We start from the raw sequence: 17,598 nt of genomic DNA, 5'->3' as shown, positions 1-17,598 counted from the left end.
GGGCCCTGCTGGTGTAGCAGTAAAAGTCCCGGACGGGGGGTTGTGCTCCCGCCGGTCCGGGCCCAAGGCCGCCAAGCGGCCCGGCGCAAGCCGGGAGGCTGCGGGCGCGGGAGAACTGCGGATGCGAGTGATTTGGGGGAGCGCGGGAGTTGGGCCGGCGGTTACGGCGCCGCGGAGTGGCGGGTGCAGGCAGAAACCGGTGACAGATGTGCAGGCCGCGGGGCGTTTCCCGGCGGCTGCCGGAAAGAGCTGGACCTGCGGAGCGCCCGCTGGCGCCTAGCGCTTGCCGGTCTGCAGGATCAGGGTGCGGTCATGGGCCTTGCTGCTGCGGTTGCGGCGGATGGCGCGGGCCTCCAGCCGGACCTGGCCGTAAAGGACGATGATCAGCGTGGCGAGGGCGATAAGGCAGGCTTCGGCCATGTCAGATCGCCGCGCGGCGCTGCAGCCGCTCCTGCACCAGGCCGGCCAGCGTGGCGGCGTCCTGTGACAGCGGCTTGCCCTTCTGCCGTGACCGCGCCAAGCGGTCGGCGGCATCAGCCAGCGGCCTGTCGCCGGCACTGCGGGCAACGCCGCCCACGAACTGCGCCAGATAGGCCAGGGTCTTTTCCTCCTGCCCCATGTTCAGCACGTCGGCGGCATGGGCCATGTCATCGCGGAAGGCGATCAGGTCCGGTTGCACCGTTTCGTCGTCCAGCAGGCGCGGGCCGGAAGGCTGGCGGTCTGCGGGCATGCTGGACAGCACCGCCTGCTGGAAGGCCGCCAGCGAGGTGATCGGCTTTTCCAGGAAACCTGCAGCGCCGGCCTCAATCGCGGCCTCTGCCAGGCTGGGGTCGCCGGAGGTGGCAAGGATCACGCTGGGGCGCGGGCTGGCATCCTCCAGTTCGCGGATCAGGTCGAGGCCGGAGCCGTCCGGCAGCCCGACATCGGCGATCAGCACCGACGGGCGGTAGACCTGCAGATGGCGGCGGGCGGATTTCAGGCAATCGGCGCGCCGGATCCGTGCGCCGCTGCGCAGGCACAGAAGGCGCAGCGCCTCACAAGCAAAGCGGCTGTCCTCGACCACCAGGATGGTCAGCCCCAGAAGCGGGCGCCGGGTGGTGGGCAGGCGCTGGGCGGCAGCAAACAGTTCCGAATCGTCCATAACGTATCCTCCTTGCGGGATATGTTCTGACGCTAGGGATTCGAGGCTAATTACTCGTTAACGCAGCGCGCGCCGGTGCCCGCAGGCCTCTGCCGTGCGGATTGGCGCACTTGCCGCGGCGCAGCAATGGCCCCATAACCGCAGCGGAGGAATGTTTGTGAGAGGAGCACAACTGAGATGATCGGCCGCTTGAACCATGTTGCCATTGCTGTCCCCGACCTGGAGGCCGCCTCGGCGCAATACCGCAACGCGCTGGGCGCCAAGGTGGGCGACCCGCAGGATGAGCCGGATCACGGCGTCACCGTGGTGTTCATCGAACTGCCCAACACCAAGATCGAGCTGTTGTATCCGCTGGGAGAGAACTCCCCCATCAACGGCTTTCTGGAAAAGAACCCGGCCGGCGGCATCCACCATGTCTGTTACGAGGTCGAGGATATCCTGGCGGCCCGCGACCACCTGCAGGCCGAAGGCGCGCGGGTGCTGGGCTCTGGCGAGCCGAAGATCGGCGCCCATGGCAAGCCGGTTCTGTTCCTGCATCCCAAGGATTTCAACGGCTGCCTGGTGGAACTCGAAGAAGTTTGACGCTATGAGCACCCTGTCCCGGCTGCGGGGCAGGGCAATTCCGGGAGATCAGGGAAATGGGCATTACATCCGCAATCGTGCTTTATGCGGTGATCTGGTTCATGACCTTCCTGGTGATCATCCCAATCCGGCTGGAGACCCAGGGCGACAAGGGTGAAGTGGTGCCCGGCACCCATGCAGGCGCCCCGGAAAAGCACTTCCTGAAGCAGAAGGCCTGGATCACCACCGGCGTCGCCGCAGTGCTGTGGGCTGTCATCTGCGCGATCATCATCTCCGGCGTGATCTCTGTGCATGATTTCGACTGGATGGGGATGATGCCGGAACAGCAGTGATCCGGTTCCGCATCTGACTACCAAGACAACAGGATCTCCCGCCTGGCCCGGGAGGCATTGATATGCCTCACGGCCGGTTGGGCATGGCGCCGCGCGGCGGCTGGCGCCGGCCTTGACCCGGCGCAGGCCGGAGAGGGCGGCGCTGGCCTAGCGGCGGGCCAGCGCGTGGTAGATGTGGGTGAAGGTGGCAGCGCCCAGGATCGGGATCACCAGGTTCACCAGCGGCACCGACAGCGGCACCGCCATCAGCGTGCCCGCTGCCCAGATGGTTGTGGAATGGCGGCGGCGCAGCTTCTTGGCCTCAGCCGTGCCGACCCGGCGGGCGGCGGCGAGGGTGAAATATTCCCGGCCCAGCAGGAAGCCATTGAGGCCCCAGAAGATGAACAGCGCCGCGGGCGGGAACATCACATAGAGGAACAGCGCAAGGATGTTGGCCGCGATCAGCAGGCCAAGGAAATTCACCGTGTCCTTGACCGCGTCCCAGAACGGCACCTTGGCCGCCGGGGGCAGGGCCGGGTAGTGCTTGTCCTCCACCGCCTGGGCGACTTCCTCCAGGAACATCGAGGTGATGGCGGAGGCCACCGGCACCATCAGGAAGACCGACAAGAACAGCATGAAAAACAGCGAGCCGAACGACAGGAGGTCGTCGAGCCAGGTGACTTCGCCCAGGACCGGCAGCGTGGCCTCAGGGCCGACAAGCCATTGGATCAGCATCAGGAAGCCCGCGTAGGCCGCGATCAGCAGGGCAATGGTCAGCCCCAGCCCCAGGAACAGCACCTTGCGGAAGCGCGGGTCGCCGGTCTGGCCGAGGGTCTTGAAAAAGGCGGTGAAGATCATGCGCTCATCCAGGTTGTGATGGCCTCAAGGTCCGGGCGCGGGCGCTCCGGCGGGGCGGAGCTTTCGGTGGCGATGTGGATGATGCCGGCGATGCGCTCGTTCTCTGCGAGGCCAAAGGCGGCTTCGCAGAAGCCCCTGTCATGGCTGGCCCAGCCGGTCAGCCAGTTGGCACCCCAGCCGGCAGCCAGCGCCGCATTCAGCAGCGCCAGGCAAACGGCGCCGGCGGAGTAGGTCTGCTCGATGGCTGGGATCTTGGGGCTGCCCTTTTGCACCTCGATCACTACCACGGCCAGCTGGCCTTGGTCGAACTGGCTGCGGCCCTTGGCGGTATCCTCCGGGCTTTTGCCAAGGCGCTGGCCGCATTCCTCTGTCAGCTCCGCTAGCCGCGCCATCGCGGGCTGCTCTACCACGGCAAAGCGCCAGGGCTCCAGCTTGCCATGATCGGGGGAGCGGGCGGCGGCGGTCAGGATCGGCAGCAGCTCCTCCCGCGAGGGGGCGGGCGCCACCAGCGTCTTGGCCGGGCGGGAGCGGCGCGACAGCAGAAAATCAAGGGCTGCGTCATTGCGTGCAGGCATATGTGAAACCTTTTTACATCTGTTGCTGCCTATCTCGGCAGCTGGGGGTGTTTTTTCAAGAGCCAACGGGCCTTGCGCGCAAACTGTGCCGGAAAGGCCGCAGGAGGCGGGGTTTGGGTTTCTCTGTGCGGGTGATAGCTGCGGGAGGGCGGCAAAGTCTATGGCTTTTGCCGCCGGCACAGGGCATGTGTTGCTGCATGGGGAAGCCAAGAAAGAAAGACCTGCCGGATCTGAGCCATATGTGCGTTACGGGTGCAGAGATAGCATTGCGCGCGACGCCCAAGGCGGCGCGCAATGCCATCGTGCAGGCAGAGGGCACACTGAAGGTCTCTGTCACCGCGGCGCCGGAAAACGGCAAGGCAACCGAAGCCATCCGCAGCCTGCTGGCCGCGGCGATGGGCACCGCGGCGTCGAACCTGGAATTGCGCCGCGGGGCAACTTCCCGGGACAAGGTGTTCGTCTACACCGGGCCAGGCTGAGGATCAGGGCCTGAGCGCTAGTCTTCGCCCACTAGCCGGTAGACGCCTTCAGGCAGGTCCAGAGCGGCGGCCAGGTCCCGCACCATCAGGTGCGAGAGGGTGATTTTCTGCACGCTGTCGGTGCGCGGGTCGTATTGCTCGACCGTCACGCATTCGGCAAAGGAATTGATGGTTACATCCTCGTTGAGCGGAGTGTTGTTCTCGTCAACAAGGGTGATGACCGTCGAGTCGAATTCATGTTCGATGGTAAACATGCCCCCAGCCTGCACTGCGCGCGACCTGCTGGCAAGGCCTTGCAATTGCTGGCGATCATTCCAATGTAACGGCGAACTTCCGCCGCCGGGCAATTGCCATCCCCGGGGCTTGCGCGATAATGTGCGGACGACTGTCAAAAGGATGTGCCATGCGCCGTTTTCTGTGTTTGATTGCCCTGACTGCCAGCGCCTGCAACATGGTGGTGGAACCGGGGCCCCAACCTGTCGGGACCGCGCCGCAGCAGCCGGTGCAGGGGCTGGCGCCGGGTGAGGCCAGCAGTGCCTTTGCCGCTGTCACCCGCCGGGTGGAGCCGGTGGCAGAACGCGAATGCCGCAGCCGCACCCAGGGCCTGAACTGCGATTTCCTGATCCGCATCGATCCGAACCCGAACGCCGCCCCCAACGCCTACCAGAGCCTCGACCGCAACGGTCGCCCGGTGATCACCTTCACCCGGCGGATGCTGGGGCAGATTGCCAATCATGACGAGCTGGCCTTTGTGATGTCGCATGAGGCAGCCCACCACATCCGCGGCCACCTGGCGCGGCAGGCGCAGAACTCTGCGCTGGTCAGCGTCGGCGCCGGGCTGATCACCGCGCTGGCGGGGGGCGGGTCTGCCAGCGTGTCAACGGCGCAGGATATCGGCGGCTTTGTCGGCGCCCGCACCTATTCCAAGGATTTTGAACTGGAGGCGGATGAGCTGGGCACCATCATCACCCACAAGTCCGGCTACCGGCCCAGCGTCGGCGTGCGCTTCTTCAACCGCTTGCCGGATCCGGGCGACCGGTTCCTCGGCACCCACCCGGCCAACCCGGACCGGGTGCGGGTGGTGCAGGCGACAATCGACCGCAACAACCTGAACTGACCGTGGCTGCCAGGGACACCTCCGCCCCCGCGCTGGAAAAGCTCGGCGTGGTGCTGACGGACCGCGGCTCAAAATACGCGGTCACCGGCGCCCGGGTGACCTCGCGGGAGGAGGTGGATGCGGTGCTGGCGGAGCTGAAGTCGGAGCGCGCCTACGCCAAGGCCACCCACAACACCTGGGCGGCGATGCTGCCAACCGGCGGGCTCAAGGCCGATGATGGCGAGAGCGGCGCTGGCATGGTGATCCTGCGGATGATGGAGCGGGAAGGCATCACCGGTCACGTCATCATCGTCACCCGCTGGTACGGCGGCAAGAAACTGGGCGGCGACCGCTTCCGCCGGGTGCAGGATGCAGTGCGCGCCTATCTGGACCACCGGGGCGGGAGCGCCGCCTGAAATTTCCCGTCGGTTGACCTGAGTCAAATCCCCGCCTGCCGCCAGCGGCTAAGCTGCCCCGGCAATGCATGATTACGGGGTATGCGCGATGACCGCCGAAGCTGACCTGAAAACCCACGCCGAACTGTTTGACCGGATGGCCTGCGCCGTCGGGCTGGACCTGGAGGAAGAGGCCGTGAGCGGTCATCTGCGCTTTGACGAGATTGCCGAGGCGGTGCTGCGCTGCACCCGCTGCGGCGGCGTCGGCGCCTGCCGCAAATGGCTGGCAGAGGGCCAGCGCCCGGGCGCTGATGCCCCGGATTTCTGCCGCAACCGCGACCTGCTCGGCTATCTGAACGAAAGCCACGCGTAACAGGAGCTGATGCCATGCAGCCGCTGGGCGATCCCCTTTACCATCTGCGCCTGATGGCCCGGATGGGCCAGGCCACGGGCGTTGACCTGTCCGCCGCCTTTGCCTCCGGCGCCATCAGCCACGAGGACTGGGCGGCGATGATCACCCGCTGCCGCGGATGCGATGCGCCCGCGCAGTGCGAGGCCTTTCTGGATGCCAATACCCGCACCGATGCGCCGATGCCCGGCTGCCGCAATGCGGACCAGCTGATGCAGCTGAAGGGCCGCGGCGCATGAAGGACATGGCAGCGGAGGCAGAGGGCCTCGGCAATATCTTCCGCCACCTGTGGCTGCTGCGCGCCGTGTCAGAGGCCGCAGGCGTCGATCTGGACGCGGCGGTGAAAGCTGGCCGCCTCAGCGGGCTGGACTATGCCCGCATGGTCACCAGCTGCCGCAGCGCCGGCTGCAGCAAGTCCTGTGCCCTGTGGCTGTCCGCCCGCCGCGATGACGCTCCCGCAGTGCCGGAGTTCTGCCCCAGCGCCGGTGTCTTCAAGCGGTTGATGCCCGGGTCCTGACCCTAAAGCTTGGAGTGGCTGCCGTCGCAGAGCGGTTTCTTGCTCGAGTGCTTGCAGCCGCAAAAGAACAGTTTGCCGTCTTTCTCTGCCTTATACTTAACCGGCTCGAAATCCGTGCCCTTGTGCGAGCCATCGCAGAACGGCTGCCGATTGGACTTGCCGCAGGCGCACCAGAAATAGGTCTTTCCCTCCGTCACCTCGACGGGGAAGGGGGCTTTCTGGGCGATTTCCGGAGTGTCTGTCATGGCTGGGCGCTCTCCCTGGCTGGTTGCGGTTGGGGGAGAGCGTAGCAGGGATTTGGCGCGAGGGGAGAGGCAGATAGCCGCAAGCCCGTTCGGGATGCCTGCTAACCCTAAACTCGATTGGAAACACCACTCATTTCAAAGTTGTGCCGGACTGTTGATGGTGCTCTATTTGCGTTGAGGTGCGCAAGCGCTCGTATAAGGAGAAAGACTTTGCTTCACTTTCACTACTGCTCCGAAGCCGTTTTGGGGAGTATTTTGTCATCTAGAAGAATCTGGATGACGGACCTTTCGAAAGCAAATGACAAACTTGAAGGCAGCTATTTCAAGAGTGAATTTAAAAAGTGGGCGCATGAAAAAAGCGAATTCATGGAGCGTTTGGATGCATTAGAAGATTTTGAAATGGATTATAGCGCCTTTGCAGCCTGCTTTTCGTCTGATCAAGATAACTTAGGTCAATGGCGGGCATATGCAGGCGATGGTAGAGGGTTTTCTCTTGGGTTTGACTTAGGGGAGCTTATCAATATCCATAACTCAGATTATTCATCAGATGGTGATGAGGTCGTGTTGGTAGAACAAAGGATCGAGCAGCAAAAGATTGTATATGGAGAAATCCCTGAGGAAGCATTTGAGGAAATCAAGTCGGCGACAGCTATTAAGGCATTTCGGGAGGGAGGTTGGTCGACGTTGTTCACTGAAAAGGATATTCAGTTAGTTAAGGATTACTATAAATTCAAACACAAGAGCTTTTTGGATGAGAAGGAAGTCCGAGTGTTGCGACTTGCCTCATCCATTACAGAAACCGATATCGTCGTTGACTTTCAGGGAGGTCGATTGATTTCCCGAATAGAAGTTGGTTTTCAAAGGCAAGATCGATGTGCGTTAAAAAGAATTTGTATTGGGCCTAAATCCCGTGTTGACAAGGAAACACTTAGGGCTTTCCTAAAGCGCTTAGGGCTTCAGCATATTGAGATTACACAATCTCTGGCGCCATATCGTTAGCGGCTACAGTTTAATAGCCGCGCAAGCTGAAGCTGACCTACAAAAGGCATACCCAGTTTTTCGACCGCCAACAGCGAAACTACCCAGCGTAAAGCGGTCGGCGATTAAGCTAGCTGTCCCCACAAGTCATACTCCCCCGCCTCGTCAACCTCGACCGTCACCAGATCACCGGCCTGCAACCCGTCCGTCCCCTCATCAATGAACAGGTTGCCGTCGATCTCCGGCGCATCCGATTTGGTGCGGCAGGTGGCGATTCCGTCTTCGTCTATGTCGTCGATGATCACTTGGCAAGTCTGGCCGACCTTGGCCGCCAGCTTGGCCTCGGAGATCGCCTGGGCCTTCTCCATGAAGCGTTCCCAGCGCTCCTGCTTCACCTCTTCCGGCACATGGTCCGGCAGGTCGTTCGACCGGGCACCGTCGACGTTTTCGTACTTAAAACAACCCACTCGGTCCAGCTTCGCCTCGTCCATCCAGTCGAGCAGATGCTGGAATTCCGCTTCGGTCTCGCCGGGGAAGCCGACGATGAAGGTGGAGCGCAGGGTGATATCGGGGCAGGTCGCGCGCCAGGCGTTGATCTCGTCCAGCGTCTTCGCAGCTGCTGCGGGGCGGGCCATGCGGCGCAGCACGTCCGGGTGGGCGTGCTGGAAGGGGATGTCCAGATAGGGCAGCAGCGCATTCTCAGGGTCCGCCATCAGCGGGATCAGCTCGCGCACATGCGGGTAGGGGTAGACATAATGCAGCCGCACCCACAGGTCCTCTGCCGGGGCCAGCTTGCCCAGCTGTCGGGACAGGTCGAGGATATGGCTGCGCACGTCGGCGCCTTTCCAGGGGTGGGTGGAATACTTGCGGTCCAGCCCATAAGCAGAGGTGTCCTGCGAAATCACCAGGAGTTCGCGCACCCCGGCCTCAACCAGTTTCTCCGCCTCGCGCAGCACCGCGTGGACCGGGCGCGAGGCCAGTTTGCCGCGCATGTCCGGGATGATGCAGAACTTGCACTTGTGGTTGCAACCCTCTGAAATCTTTAGGTAGCTGAAGTGCCGCGGGGTCAGTTTCACACCGGCTGCGGGCAGCAGGTCCACGTAAGGGTTCGGGCTGGGCGGCACCGCGGAATGCACCGCGTCCAGCACCTGTTCATACTGGTGCGGGCCGGTCACCGCGTGGATGCGCGGGTGATGCTCGCGGATATAGTCCGGCTCGGCGCCCAGACAGCCGGTCACGATCACCTTGCCGTTTTCCTTCAGCGCCTCGCCGATCGCCTCCAGGCTCTCTGCCTTGGCGCTGTCGAGGAAGCCGCAGGTGTTGACGATCACCGCATCAGCCCCGGCGTAGTCGGGCGAGATGCCATAGCCCTCGGCGCGCAGCCGGGTCAGGATGCGCTCGCTGTCCACCAGCGCCTTGGGGCAGCCAAGCGACACCATGCCGAGGGTCGGCTGGCCGTCACGGGGCGCCTCGCGGAACTGCGGTTCCGGGGCAAGGTCAGGGCGGAGGCTGGGCGGGTTGCTGGACGGGGTACTGGTCATGCGCGCGCATATATCAGGAATGCGGCAGGAGGCAAGGAAAACGGGGGATGCCGGCCGTGCACCGCCTGTACACCCCTTGTGCACCGGGGAGGTGCATTTTCGCCGGATGTGCCGGGGTTCGGTGTTGAAGGCGGGGCGCCAAAGCCCGTAGCCTGCGGCAAAGCGAATTTGCATGACGAGAGCGATTGATGCGTGACGAGACCCAAACGCCGGAGGCCCCTGCCGCCCCGCAGCGCAAGCTGACCCCCGCCAATGAGAACCCCTGGTATGTGCTGATGACGCTTTATGGGGATGATCATGAACGCAATAGGGAGGCTTGGAATTCATGGGTTAAGCATAAACTTCGAAAGAAACATGTTATTGCAAAATGGCAAGAGAGTTCGCCGTCACAGTCTCCACGTTCGAGCTGGAACAGCACACACGTGGCACGTTTTGATGAAGAGTGTAAACGGCGTGGTTTAGCAGGTGTTGAGCTACCTAACTCTTTAGACGAAATTGTTTTTTGCAATCTGGATTTTCCAGATGGGTTGAAAATGGATGGCTACTTCTTTTCTCAGCAGTTTTCGATTGTTCGTTGTGAACTTAGAGATTTTTCTGCACGTGACGCCCACTTTGTTGGTTCGTTGGTTTTGGAAGATAACACATTTCATTCTCAAGCTGTCTTCTATCGCACGGTGTTTTCTGGAGAGTACTATTCAGCCGGAAACGAATTTTCAAAAGGAGCCAACTTTAGGTACGCACAGTTTGAAGGCATGCTGTCTAGCCTGCACGACAATTATGCACAAGAAGCCGCGTTCTCTGCTAATAGATTCCATGAGCAGGTTAACTTTGGCTGCACTCGGTTTGGCCAGGCCGCTTCCGAGATTGATCATGATTGTTTGTTTCAGAATTGTGAATTTCTAGCTCCAACAAATTTCCGCGAAGCAAGGTTTGAAGAGTTTTACCCGGACTTTCACGGTGTGATGCTTCATGAACGGACTCTCTTTTCGGCGGGTGACGACTTTTGGCCGAAAGTTGTGAAGCAACCTCTGGAACAAGCTCGTAGTACCTGCTCTTCCATCCGCCATATCCTCGCCAAACAAGGCCTCCCCGAAGACGAGCACTTCTTTTTCCGCCGCGAGATGCATTTTGCCGGCAGGATCGGCCCCATCTGGCAGCGGCTCCCCTACCTGATGTTTGGCTGGTTCTCGGAGTATGGCTATTCCATCGCACGCCCGTTTTGGTGGCTTTTTGCGATTTGGTTGCTTGGCACCTTCGTCATAGCGGAGCACTTTGTGGCCGAAACCTCCGAGTCTCTGCTCGGCTCTGATGACTGGACGGCGATGGCGCTGAGCTTTTCAAACCTGTTTCCGGTATTCGGGTTCGGGCGGGCCTATTTCGGGACTGACTTTCTGCAGGCTTTACCGCAGCATCTGAAGGTTTTCTCCGGCATCCAGACCGTCGCCAGCCTGCCGCTCCTGTTTTTCCTCGGCCTGGGCCTGCGTCAGCGGTTCCGGTTGCGCTGACCAACAGCCGCAAACGCGCGAAGCTTTGATGCCGTGCGGCGGCTTCCTGCATTGCGCCCCCGCGCTCAGGCGGTAAGCTGGGGAAAAGACCCTCGGGGAACAGGGGTGCAAGGCAAGAGGAGCGGGCCAATGAAGCTGATATTCCGGGTGGTGACGGCGCTGGTGCTGACGGTGGTGCTGCTGGCGGCGCTGGTGCTCTTGCTGCCGGGCGAGAAGATCGCGCGGCTGGCAGCGGATCAGCTGGAGACACAGACCGGGCGCAAGCTGGATTTTGGCGGCAAGGTGCGCTTCACCTTCTGGCCCACGCTGGGCGTCAAGGCCGATGCGGTGACGCTCTCCAATGCGGATTGGGCCGGGCCGGAGCCGCTGCTGCGGGCGGAACGGCTGACCATCGGGGTTTCCGCCGCCGAGCTGATCCAGGGCGATGTGCGGGTCACCGAGGTCTCTGCCATCCTGCCGCATCTCAATCTGGCGACCAATGCGGAGGGTGTTGGTAACTGGGTGATGGGCGGCAGCGGCGCGGCGGCGGGCGGCTCGGGCACTGCAAGCGGTGGTGCGCTGCCGTTGCGGATCGAGGCGGTGGAGCTGACCGGGGCCTCGCTGCGCTATGCGGCCCACGGCGAAGCGCCAGTGGAGATGAAGAACATCGACCTCAGCCTGTTGTGGCCGGACCCGGCAGGCACCGTGAACGCCAAGGCAACCCTGCGCCCGGCGGGGGAACCGGTGGAGGTGGACGCGGAGATCGGCACCTTTGCAGCCTTCCTGGCGGGGGAGGTTTCGTCGGTCGGCGCAACCATCACGGCACCGGGCGGCAAGGGGCGGTTTGACGGCCACGCCGGTATCAATGGCGAGGCCAGCGGGCGGCTGACCTTTGGGGCAGAGGATGCGCTGAAGACCGGCGTGGCGCTGGGGGTGTTCCTGCCGGATGCGCTGGCGCAGAAGGCGGTGTTTGGCGCCGATGTGACCTATACTGCCGACGGGCGGCTGTCGATGCGCGACCTGGCGCTGGAGCTGGGCGCCAACCGGCTGACCGGTGCCGCGGATGTGGAATTCAGGGACCGCCCCAATATCACCGCGCAGCTGCGGGGCGGGGCGCTGGATTTCACGGCCTTTGCGGGCAGCGCTGGCGGCGCGGGCAGCGGCACCTCCGGCAGCAGCGGCTGGCCGGAGGACGTGATTGACGCCTCGGCGCTGGGGCTGGCGGATGCGGTGGTGGACCTGACGTTTGACAGCCTGCGCACTGGCGGGGTGAACCTTGGGGCCAGCAAACTGAACCTGACGGTGGAGCGCAGCCGCGCGGTGCTGAAATTTCTGCCGGCGGCGATGTTCGGCGGCCAGGTGCAGGGGCAGCTGGTGGCCAACAACCGAAACGGTCTGTCAGTGGCGGGCAAGATGACCTTCACCGGTATCCGGCTGGAACGCGCGCTGGGTGAAACCGCGGGCTATGACCGGCTGAATGGCGAGGCGCTTGGCGAACTGGAATTCCTCGGCTCCGGCAACTCGGTGGCGGCCATCATGCGCTCGCTGAGCGGCAAGGGCTGGCTGGAGGCGGGCAAGGGCTTCTTCACCGGGTTCGACCTGGAGCAGCTGATGCGCTCAGGCGGCAATGGCGGCAGCACCGTGTTCGACCAGCTGACCGCGAGCTACACGATCGAAGGCGGCAACCTGCGCAACGAAGACTTGCTGGTGCTGCTCAAGGGGTTCCGGGCCGAAGGTAAGGGCCGGATCGGGCTGGGGGCGCGCGACATCGACTATTTGTTTACGCCGCAGCTGGTGCGGGCGGGCCGCGATCAGGTGCTGACCATTCCGGTGCGCATCCGCGGCAGCTGGGACAATCCGGACATCCGCCCGGATTTCAGCCAGGCGCTGCAGCCGAAGATCGAAGAGATCGAGCAGGAAGCCAAAGACCGGGTGCGCCAGAAACTGGCTGAGGAGCTGGACCTGGAAACCGAAATCGCGCCCGAGCAGGACCTGAACGATGTGCTGAAACAGCGGATCGAACAGGAAGCCCGCGACCAGCTGCTGCGCCTGCTTGGCGGCGATTGACCCATTGGGCCTGCAGCCGGGTCAAGGAAGGCCGCGCGGCCTCCGGGCGCAGCCCGGCGCGCCCTTGACGCGGTTGCAGGCGTCTTAAACTGGGGAACGCGCATCTAAGGGCAGAGCTGGCCTTAGGTCGCTTCTCAGCCAAAAGAAAAGCGCCCACCAAAGGCGGGCGCGGATCGCCTGCGAAGCAGGCGAAATCCCTCATGTGAACCGGGATCAGATGGTCTGGTCGTAGTCGCCCACCAGCGGTTCAGTGCGGATCACCGCGTCGATATCGGCAAAGATCGCCCGCATTTCCGCCTCGCTTTCGGAACTTTCGCAGACCACCACCAGGTTCGGGGTGTTGGAGGACGCCCGCACCAGCCCCCAAGAGCCATTGTCCAGGATCACCCGGGCGCCGTTCACGGTGACAACTTCCTTGATCGCCCGGCCTGCGAATTGCTCGCCCGCCTCATGCTTGGCAACCAGCTTCTGCACCAGCCGCTCCAGCACCTCGTATTTCTCGGTGTCGGCGCAGTAGGGTGACATGGTCGGGGTGGACCAGGTCTTGGGCAGCGCCTTGCGCAGATCGGACATCGACATATCCGGGTTGCGGTCCAGCATCTTGCAGACCTCAACCGCCACCCGCATGCCGCAGTCGTAGCCGCGGCCAACGGGCTCAGCCAGGAAGTAGTGGCCGGATTTTTCAAAACCTGCCAGGGCGCCGATTTCCTTCACCCGCCGCTTCATGTGGCTGTGGCCGGTCTTCCAGTAGTCCGCCGTCACACCGTTTTTCTGCAGTTCCGGGTCGGAGGCGAACAGGCCGGTGGATTTCACATCCGCCACAAAGGTGGAGTTCGGATAGATCTTGCTGAGGTCGCGGGCCATGATCACGCCAACCTTGTCGGCAAAGATCTCCTCGCCCTCGTCGTCGACCACGCCGCAGCGGTCGCCGTCGCCGTCAAAGCCAAGCGCCAGATCGGCGCCGGAGGCCTTCACCGATGCCGACATATCGTGCAGCATCTCCATGGCTTCAGGGTTCGGGTTGTAGTGCGGGAAGGTGTAATCGAGCTCGTTGTGGCTCTCGACCACCTCGACGCCGATGCGCTTGAACAGCTCCGGCGCAAAGGCCGAGGCGGTGCCGTTGCCGGTGGCGCAGACCACCTTGAGCGGGCGGGACATTTTGAAGCCGCCGGCCAGGTCGTCCAGGTAAGCTTCCTTGACGCCCTCCACGAACTCATAAGAGCCGCCGGGGGCGGGCTGGCCTTCGCCGTTCAGCACGATGTCGCGCAGTTCGCCCATTTCGTCCGGGCCATGGGTCAGCGGGCGGTCAAAGCCCATCTTGACGCCGGTCCAGCCGTTGGGGTTGTGGCTGGCGGTGACCATGGCAACCGCGGGCACATCCAGGTGGAACTGGGCGAAATAGGCCATCGGCGACAGTGCCGGGCCGATGTCCTTCACTTGGATGCCGGCCTGCATCAGGCCCAGGATCAGCGCGTTTTTGATCGCCAGCGAATAGTCGCGGTAGTCGTTGCCGACCGCGATCACCGGGTCGATCCCGCGCTTGCGCATCTGGGTGCCGAGGCCCAGGCCCAGGGCAGTCATGCCGGGGAGGTTGATCTCCTCCGGGTATTTCCAGCGCGCATCATATTCGCGGAAGCCTGTGGGCTTGATCATCGCGTCGCGCAGAAAGCTCCAGGTGTTCGGGGTCACCTCGGACAGCGGTTTGCTCATGTTGAAAATCTCTTTTTAGGTCAAATACGGATCGGGTCGGCCTTGGCCAGCGCGTCAAAGCGCATCAGGCTATCGATCAGCTGCGGCATCTGGTCGAGGTAGATCATGTTCGGCCCGTCGGACGGTGCATTGTCCGGGTCCTGATGGGTCTCGATGAAGACCGAGGCGATGCCCAGCGAGACCGCTGCGCGGGCCATCAGCGGGGCAAACTCGCGCTGGCCGCCGGTGGAGCCGCCCTTGCCGCCGGGCTGCTGCACCGAATGGGTGGCGTCCATCACCACCGGATAGCCGCCCTGTGCCATTTGCGGCAGCGAGCGCATGTCGGCCACGAGTGTGTTGTAGCCAAAGGAAGTGCCGCGCTCGGTCAGCAGGATGTTGGTGTTCCCGGTGCTTTCGACTTTGGCGACCACATTGGCCATGTCCCAGGGCGCCAGGAACTGGCCTTTCTTGATGTTCACCGCCTTGCCGGTGTTGCCCGCAGCCAGCAGCATGTCGGTCTGGCGGCACAGGAAGGCCGGGATCTGGAGGATGTCGACGGCCTCAGCCGCCACAGCGCATTGTTCCTCGGTGTGGACATCGGTCAGCACCGGCACGCCGAATTCGCGGCGGATGGTGTCCAGCACCTTCAGCCCCTCGTCAATGCCAAGGCCGCGCTTGCCCGACAGCGAGGTGCGGTTGGCCTTGTCGTAGGAGGCCTTGAACACGAACTGGGCGCCTGCCTTGTCGCAGGCTTCCTTGAGTTGCCCGGCAATCATCCGGGCGTGGTCTTCGGTTTCCAGCTGGCAGGGACCGGCGATGAAGGTCAGCGGACGGTCATTGCCAACGGTGAGGCCGGCGATATCGATGTTTTTCATGGGTACCCGATGGCTTTACGATGAGACCTGCTCCCGCAGGATGGACGCGGTGAGCGAACACATCAGGTAAATACCGGAAAAGATCAGGAATGCCAAAACGGTATTCTCGAACTTGCGCGGATAGGAGGGCTCGTCGCTGGCAACCGGTTCCACCGCGGTGGTCAGGTAGCGGACCTGGCGGTTGGCCTCCAGCCGGGTGGTTTCCACTTGCTGCAAGGCCGATTGCAGCATCAGGTCGCGGGTGGCGAGGTCGGCCTGCGCCATCTGGATCTGGATGCGCAGGTTGGCAAGCGAGTTTTCGCCGGCCGAGGCATCGACCATCCGGTTGTTGAGGCTGGAAATGACCGCCTCCAGCCGCCGGATGTCGGCCTCTGCGCCGCTGACCTTGGCCCGGTTCGGGCGGGCGTTGTCCTGCAGCGCGGCCAGCTCCAGCCGTTTTTCCTCCAGCTGGATTTCAAAGGTGCTGATCTGGGTGCGCAGCGAGGCCACCACGCCCTCGGGATCGAGGACGGCGCCCTGCTGCTGCAGCACCACCAGCCGTTCCTGCGCCGCGCGGCGCTGGGCCTCGGCGTCAAGCAGGGCCTGCTCCGCTTCGGACATCTGGTCGGCGCGCTTCTGCTGCGAGAGGTTGTTTACCTTCTCCTGCGCATAGGAAATCAGCTTGCGCGAAAACTCCGCCGCCACTTCGGGGTCCGCGGCAGAGACCTCCATCCGCACCACGCCCTCGGTCGGGTCGTAGCCAATCTTCACATTGCGGTTGTAGGTGGCATAAGCCTCCTCATTGGTCGGATTGCTCTCCAGCCGCTGGATCGGGTCCAGCCATTCCTGGGTGAAATGCGCCTTGAAGCCGACTTCGTCGTCGAGCCGCAGCATCGCCTCTTTCGACATCAGGTAGCTTTGCACCGCGATTGAATCCTGGCTGGTGGCAAACTGGGTGCCGCTGAGCAGCCCGCCGACGCCGCCGGCCGCGCTGTCGGCCTTCAGCACCAGGAATTCGGATTTGGAGGAGAACATCGGTGTGGCCACCGAATAGAAGTAATAGCCCGCGGCCAGGGTCGGCAGCATCACGAAGAACGCGAGCCGCGCCGCCAGCAGCGACAGTTTGCGGCGGCGGCGGCGGGCGATGTCGCGCTGGATGTCCTGGATTTCGCGGGCACGCCGCTCTGCCGGGCTCAGCTCTGTCGAGGGCAGGTTGGTTTTGCCGGCCGGAACCGTTTGCGGCAGCTGGACAGAGCCGGGGGCGGGCGGGGTGCCTGCAGGCTGCGCCTTGTTCTGGGGCACCACCAGCTCCAGCATGTTGGCGCGTTTGAATGGGTCGATGCCGCGCTCTCGCAGCATCCGCACCGCTTCGAAATCCGAGGTGGCGGGCAGGTTGTGCTTCTGCGCCATCCGCCGTGCCAGGCGCAGCTGGCGGCCGGTGAGACCCTCCTGGCGGATCGCGTCGATATCGGTTTCCATCCTGGTTTCGCGGGGCGAGTTGACCATGCCGGACATCGGCGCGCCGCCATCCCCGGCGCCAGCCGGTGCAGCCCCCGAAGGCGCGGCCGCCGGGGCTGCCGGTTGCGCAGCGGCGGCAGCGCGCGGCTGCTCCGGCGCTTGCGGCTGGGCCTCGGCGCCGGCAACAGAGGCGCTGCGGCGGATGCGGAACTTCTTAGCTCTCGGTTTCGTAGTCATAGAGCTGTTTCGCTTCTTCCAGAGTGTCAAACATGTGCAGCTGCCCCTGCAAGAGGACGGCAGCTGAACGGGCAAATTTTTCCAGCGTCTTGGCCTGGTGCGAGACGATGATGATCGTGGTGGTCTGCAGCCGTTCCTGCAGGATCTCGCCGGCCTTGCGGTTGAATTCCACATCGGTGGTGGAGGGCATGCCCTCGTCGATCAGGTAGATGTCGAAATCCAGCGCCAGCATCAGCGAGAAACTGAACCGCGCCCGCATGCCTGAGGAATAGGTGCCCACCGGCTGGTCGAAATATTCCTTGAGCCCGCAGAGCCAGCGGCAGTAGGCCTCCACATAATCCGGGTCGAGGCCGTAAAGCTTGGCAATGTAGCGGCAGTTCTCCATCGCCGACAGGCGGCTGATGACGCCGCCCATGAACCCGAGCGGGAAGGACACCTTGCAGTTGCGGCGGATCTCGCCCTCGTCGGGTTTTTCGAGGCCTGCCATCATGTTGATCAGGGTGGTTTTGCCGGTGCCGTTCGGAGCCAGCACGCCCAGCGATTTGCCGGGCTCGATGCGGAACGACACGCGGTCAAGGATCACCTTGCGCTGGGTTCCTGTCCAAAAGGACTTGCTGACGTTTTCAAACTCAAGCATCGCTTGTTCCGGTACTGCCCTTGCGGCCCAGTGGCGGGCTCTGTT

Annotated in this window: 22 protein-coding genes; 11 read left to right on the top strand and 11 right to left on the bottom strand. The window is 63.2% G+C overall.

What is annotated here, in order from left to right; genetic code table 11:
- Positions 1-276 precede the first annotated feature (276 nt).
- Together RA21_RS22920 and RA21_RS17950 are read right to left on the bottom strand one after the other, a co-directional pair.
- Entirely contained in the window at positions 277-420 is a 144-nt protein-coding gene (locus RA21_RS22920) for a hypothetical protein (protein ID WP_019296056.1), read from the bottom strand.
- Between the two features lies 1 nt (position 421).
- Positions 422-1,141: a response regulator gene (locus RA21_RS17950; RefSeq protein ID WP_019296057.1), complete on the bottom strand. Its 720-nt coding sequence runs from the start codon at positions 1,139-1,141 to the stop codon at positions 422-424.
- 177 nt (positions 1,142-1,318) lie between these two features.
- Between RA21_RS17950 and mce the strand changes: the two genes are divergently transcribed.
- Together mce and RA21_RS17940 are read left to right on the top strand one after the other, a co-directional pair.
- Positions 1,319-1,723 (top strand): methylmalonyl-CoA epimerase, encoded by a 405-nt coding sequence (gene mce / locus RA21_RS17945; RefSeq protein WP_019296058.1) that lies wholly within the window; start codon positions 1,319-1,321, stop codon positions 1,721-1,723.
- 56 nt (positions 1,724-1,779) lie between these two features.
- Positions 1,780-2,055, top strand: a complete 276-nt coding sequence (locus RA21_RS17940) for a DUF1467 family protein (protein ID WP_019296059.1) — start codon at positions 1,780-1,782, stop codon at positions 2,053-2,055.
- Positions 2,056-2,202: 147 nt separating this feature from the next.
- Here RA21_RS17940 and RA21_RS17935 read toward each other — a convergent pair whose 3' ends face one another.
- Positions 2,203-2,892, bottom strand: a complete 690-nt coding sequence (locus tag RA21_RS17935) for an EI24 domain-containing protein (protein WP_039151469.1) — start codon at positions 2,890-2,892, stop codon at positions 2,203-2,205.
- On the bottom strand, positions 2,889-3,467 hold the full coding sequence (locus tag RA21_RS17930; RefSeq protein ID WP_039151466.1) for a nitroreductase family protein: 579 nt from the start codon (positions 3,465-3,467) through the stop codon (positions 2,889-2,891). Before RA21_RS17930 ends, RA21_RS17935 begins: the two co-directional genes overlap by 4 nt.
- A gap of 197 nt (positions 3,468-3,664) precedes the next feature.
- Here RA21_RS17930 and RA21_RS17925 point away from each other — a divergent pair, with 197 nt between their 5' ends.
- On the top strand, positions 3,665-3,946 hold the full coding sequence (locus RA21_RS17925) for a DUF167 domain-containing protein (RefSeq protein ID WP_019296062.1): 282 nt from the start codon (positions 3,665-3,667) through the stop codon (positions 3,944-3,946).
- A 17-nt stretch (positions 3,947-3,963) separates the two neighbouring features.
- Here RA21_RS17925 and RA21_RS17920 read toward each other — a convergent pair whose 3' ends face one another.
- Positions 3,964-4,200: a hypothetical protein gene (locus tag RA21_RS17920; RefSeq protein ID WP_019296063.1), complete on the bottom strand. Its 237-nt coding sequence runs from the start codon at positions 4,198-4,200 to the stop codon at positions 3,964-3,966.
- A gap of 149 nt (positions 4,201-4,349) precedes the next feature.
- Between RA21_RS17920 and RA21_RS17915 the strand changes: the two genes are divergently transcribed.
- The 5 genes from RA21_RS17915 (at position 4,350) to RA21_RS17895 (ending at position 6,363) form a co-directional block, all read left to right on the top strand.
- Positions 4,350-5,063, top strand: coding sequence for a M48 family metalloprotease (locus RA21_RS17915; RefSeq protein ID WP_019296064.1), 714 nt, complete (start codon positions 4,350-4,352; stop codon positions 5,061-5,063).
- 2 nt (positions 5,064-5,065) lie between these two features.
- A complete protein-coding gene (locus tag RA21_RS17910; protein WP_193748089.1) occupies positions 5,066-5,458 on the top strand; it encodes a YigZ family protein in 393 nt (130 codons plus the stop codon).
- 88 nt (positions 5,459-5,546) lie between these two features.
- Positions 5,547-5,810 carry a DUF6455 family protein gene (locus tag RA21_RS17905; protein ID WP_039151463.1) on the top strand — a complete coding sequence of 88 codons (264 nt, stop codon included), beginning with the start codon at positions 5,547-5,549 and terminating at the stop codon, positions 5,808-5,810.
- A 14-nt stretch (positions 5,811-5,824) separates the two neighbouring features.
- Positions 5,825-6,085, top strand: a complete 261-nt coding sequence (locus RA21_RS17900; RefSeq protein WP_039151460.1) for a DUF6455 family protein — start codon at positions 5,825-5,827, stop codon at positions 6,083-6,085.
- Positions 6,082-6,363 carry a DUF6455 family protein gene (locus RA21_RS17895; protein ID WP_039151458.1) on the top strand — a complete coding sequence of 94 codons (282 nt, stop codon included), beginning with the start codon at positions 6,082-6,084 and terminating at the stop codon, positions 6,361-6,363. Before RA21_RS17900 ends, RA21_RS17895 begins: the two co-directional genes overlap by 4 nt.
- A 2-nt stretch (positions 6,364-6,365) precedes the next feature.
- Here the strand turns inward: RA21_RS17895 and RA21_RS17890 are convergent, their stop codons facing one another.
- Positions 6,366-6,608 carry a CDGSH iron-sulfur domain-containing protein gene (locus tag RA21_RS17890; protein ID WP_039151456.1) on the bottom strand — a complete coding sequence of 81 codons (243 nt, stop codon included), beginning with the start codon at positions 6,606-6,608 and terminating at the stop codon, positions 6,366-6,368.
- Between the two features lie 276 nt (positions 6,609-6,884).
- On the opposite strand from RA21_RS17890, the gene RA21_RS17885 reads away from it, so the two are divergent.
- Positions 6,885-7,607 (top strand): DUF2971 domain-containing protein, encoded by a 723-nt coding sequence (locus RA21_RS17885; protein WP_039151453.1) that lies wholly within the window; start codon positions 6,885-6,887, stop codon positions 7,605-7,607.
- A 104-nt stretch (positions 7,608-7,711) separates the two neighbouring features.
- Here RA21_RS17885 and rimO read toward each other — a convergent pair whose 3' ends face one another.
- A complete protein-coding gene (gene rimO / locus RA21_RS17880; protein ID WP_039151450.1) occupies positions 7,712-9,127 on the bottom strand; it encodes a 30S ribosomal protein S12 methylthiotransferase RimO in 1,416 nt (471 codons plus the stop codon).
- Positions 9,128-9,315: 188 nt separating this feature from the next.
- Here rimO and RA21_RS23215 point away from each other — a divergent pair, with 188 nt between their 5' ends.
- Both RA21_RS23215 and RA21_RS17860 read left to right on the top strand, forming a co-directional pair.
- Positions 9,316-10,632, top strand: a complete 1,317-nt coding sequence (locus RA21_RS23215) for a hypothetical protein (RefSeq protein ID WP_241483523.1) — start codon at positions 9,316-9,318, stop codon at positions 10,630-10,632.
- 129 nt (positions 10,633-10,761) lie between these two features.
- Entirely contained in the window at positions 10,762-12,678 is a 1,917-nt protein-coding gene (locus RA21_RS17860) for an AsmA family protein (protein WP_039151439.1), read from the top strand.
- A gap of 213 nt (positions 12,679-12,891) precedes the next feature.
- On the opposite strand, the gene RA21_RS17855 is transcribed toward RA21_RS17860, so the two are convergent.
- From RA21_RS17855 to RA21_RS17840, 4 genes are read right to left on the bottom strand one after another with little or no spacing between them, the layout of a single operon-like run.
- Positions 12,892-14,388, bottom strand: a complete 1,497-nt coding sequence (locus tag RA21_RS17855) for a phosphomannomutase/phosphoglucomutase (protein WP_039151437.1) — start codon at positions 14,386-14,388, stop codon at positions 12,892-12,894.
- A gap of 20 nt (positions 14,389-14,408) precedes the next feature.
- Positions 14,409-15,242 carry a 3-deoxy-8-phosphooctulonate synthase gene (gene kdsA, locus RA21_RS17850; RefSeq protein WP_019296075.1) on the bottom strand — a complete coding sequence of 278 codons (834 nt, stop codon included), beginning with the start codon at positions 15,240-15,242 and terminating at the stop codon, positions 14,409-14,411.
- Positions 15,243-15,257: 15 nt separating this feature from the next.
- The gene (locus tag RA21_RS17845) at positions 15,258-16,916 is read right to left on the bottom strand and encodes a capsule biosynthesis protein (RefSeq protein WP_039151434.1); all 1,659 of its coding nucleotides are present in this window, start codon (positions 16,914-16,916) and stop codon (positions 15,258-15,260) included.
- The gene (locus RA21_RS17840) at positions 16,894-17,553 is read right to left on the bottom strand and encodes an ABC transporter ATP-binding protein (protein WP_019296077.1); all 660 of its coding nucleotides are present in this window, start codon (positions 17,551-17,553) and stop codon (positions 16,894-16,896) included. The genes RA21_RS17845 and RA21_RS17840 overlap by 23 nt, the downstream gene beginning before the upstream one ends.
- Between the last annotated feature and the right edge of the window lie 45 nt (positions 17,554-17,598).

The organism is Leisingera sp. ANG-DT (genome assembly GCF_000813785.1).
In the GTDB taxonomy this organism is placed as follows: Bacteria; Pseudomonadota; Alphaproteobacteria; order Rhodobacterales; family Rhodobacteraceae; genus Leisingera.
Note: the sequence above shows the minus strand (reverse complement) of the source record. Positions and strands in the feature narration are given on the sequence as shown.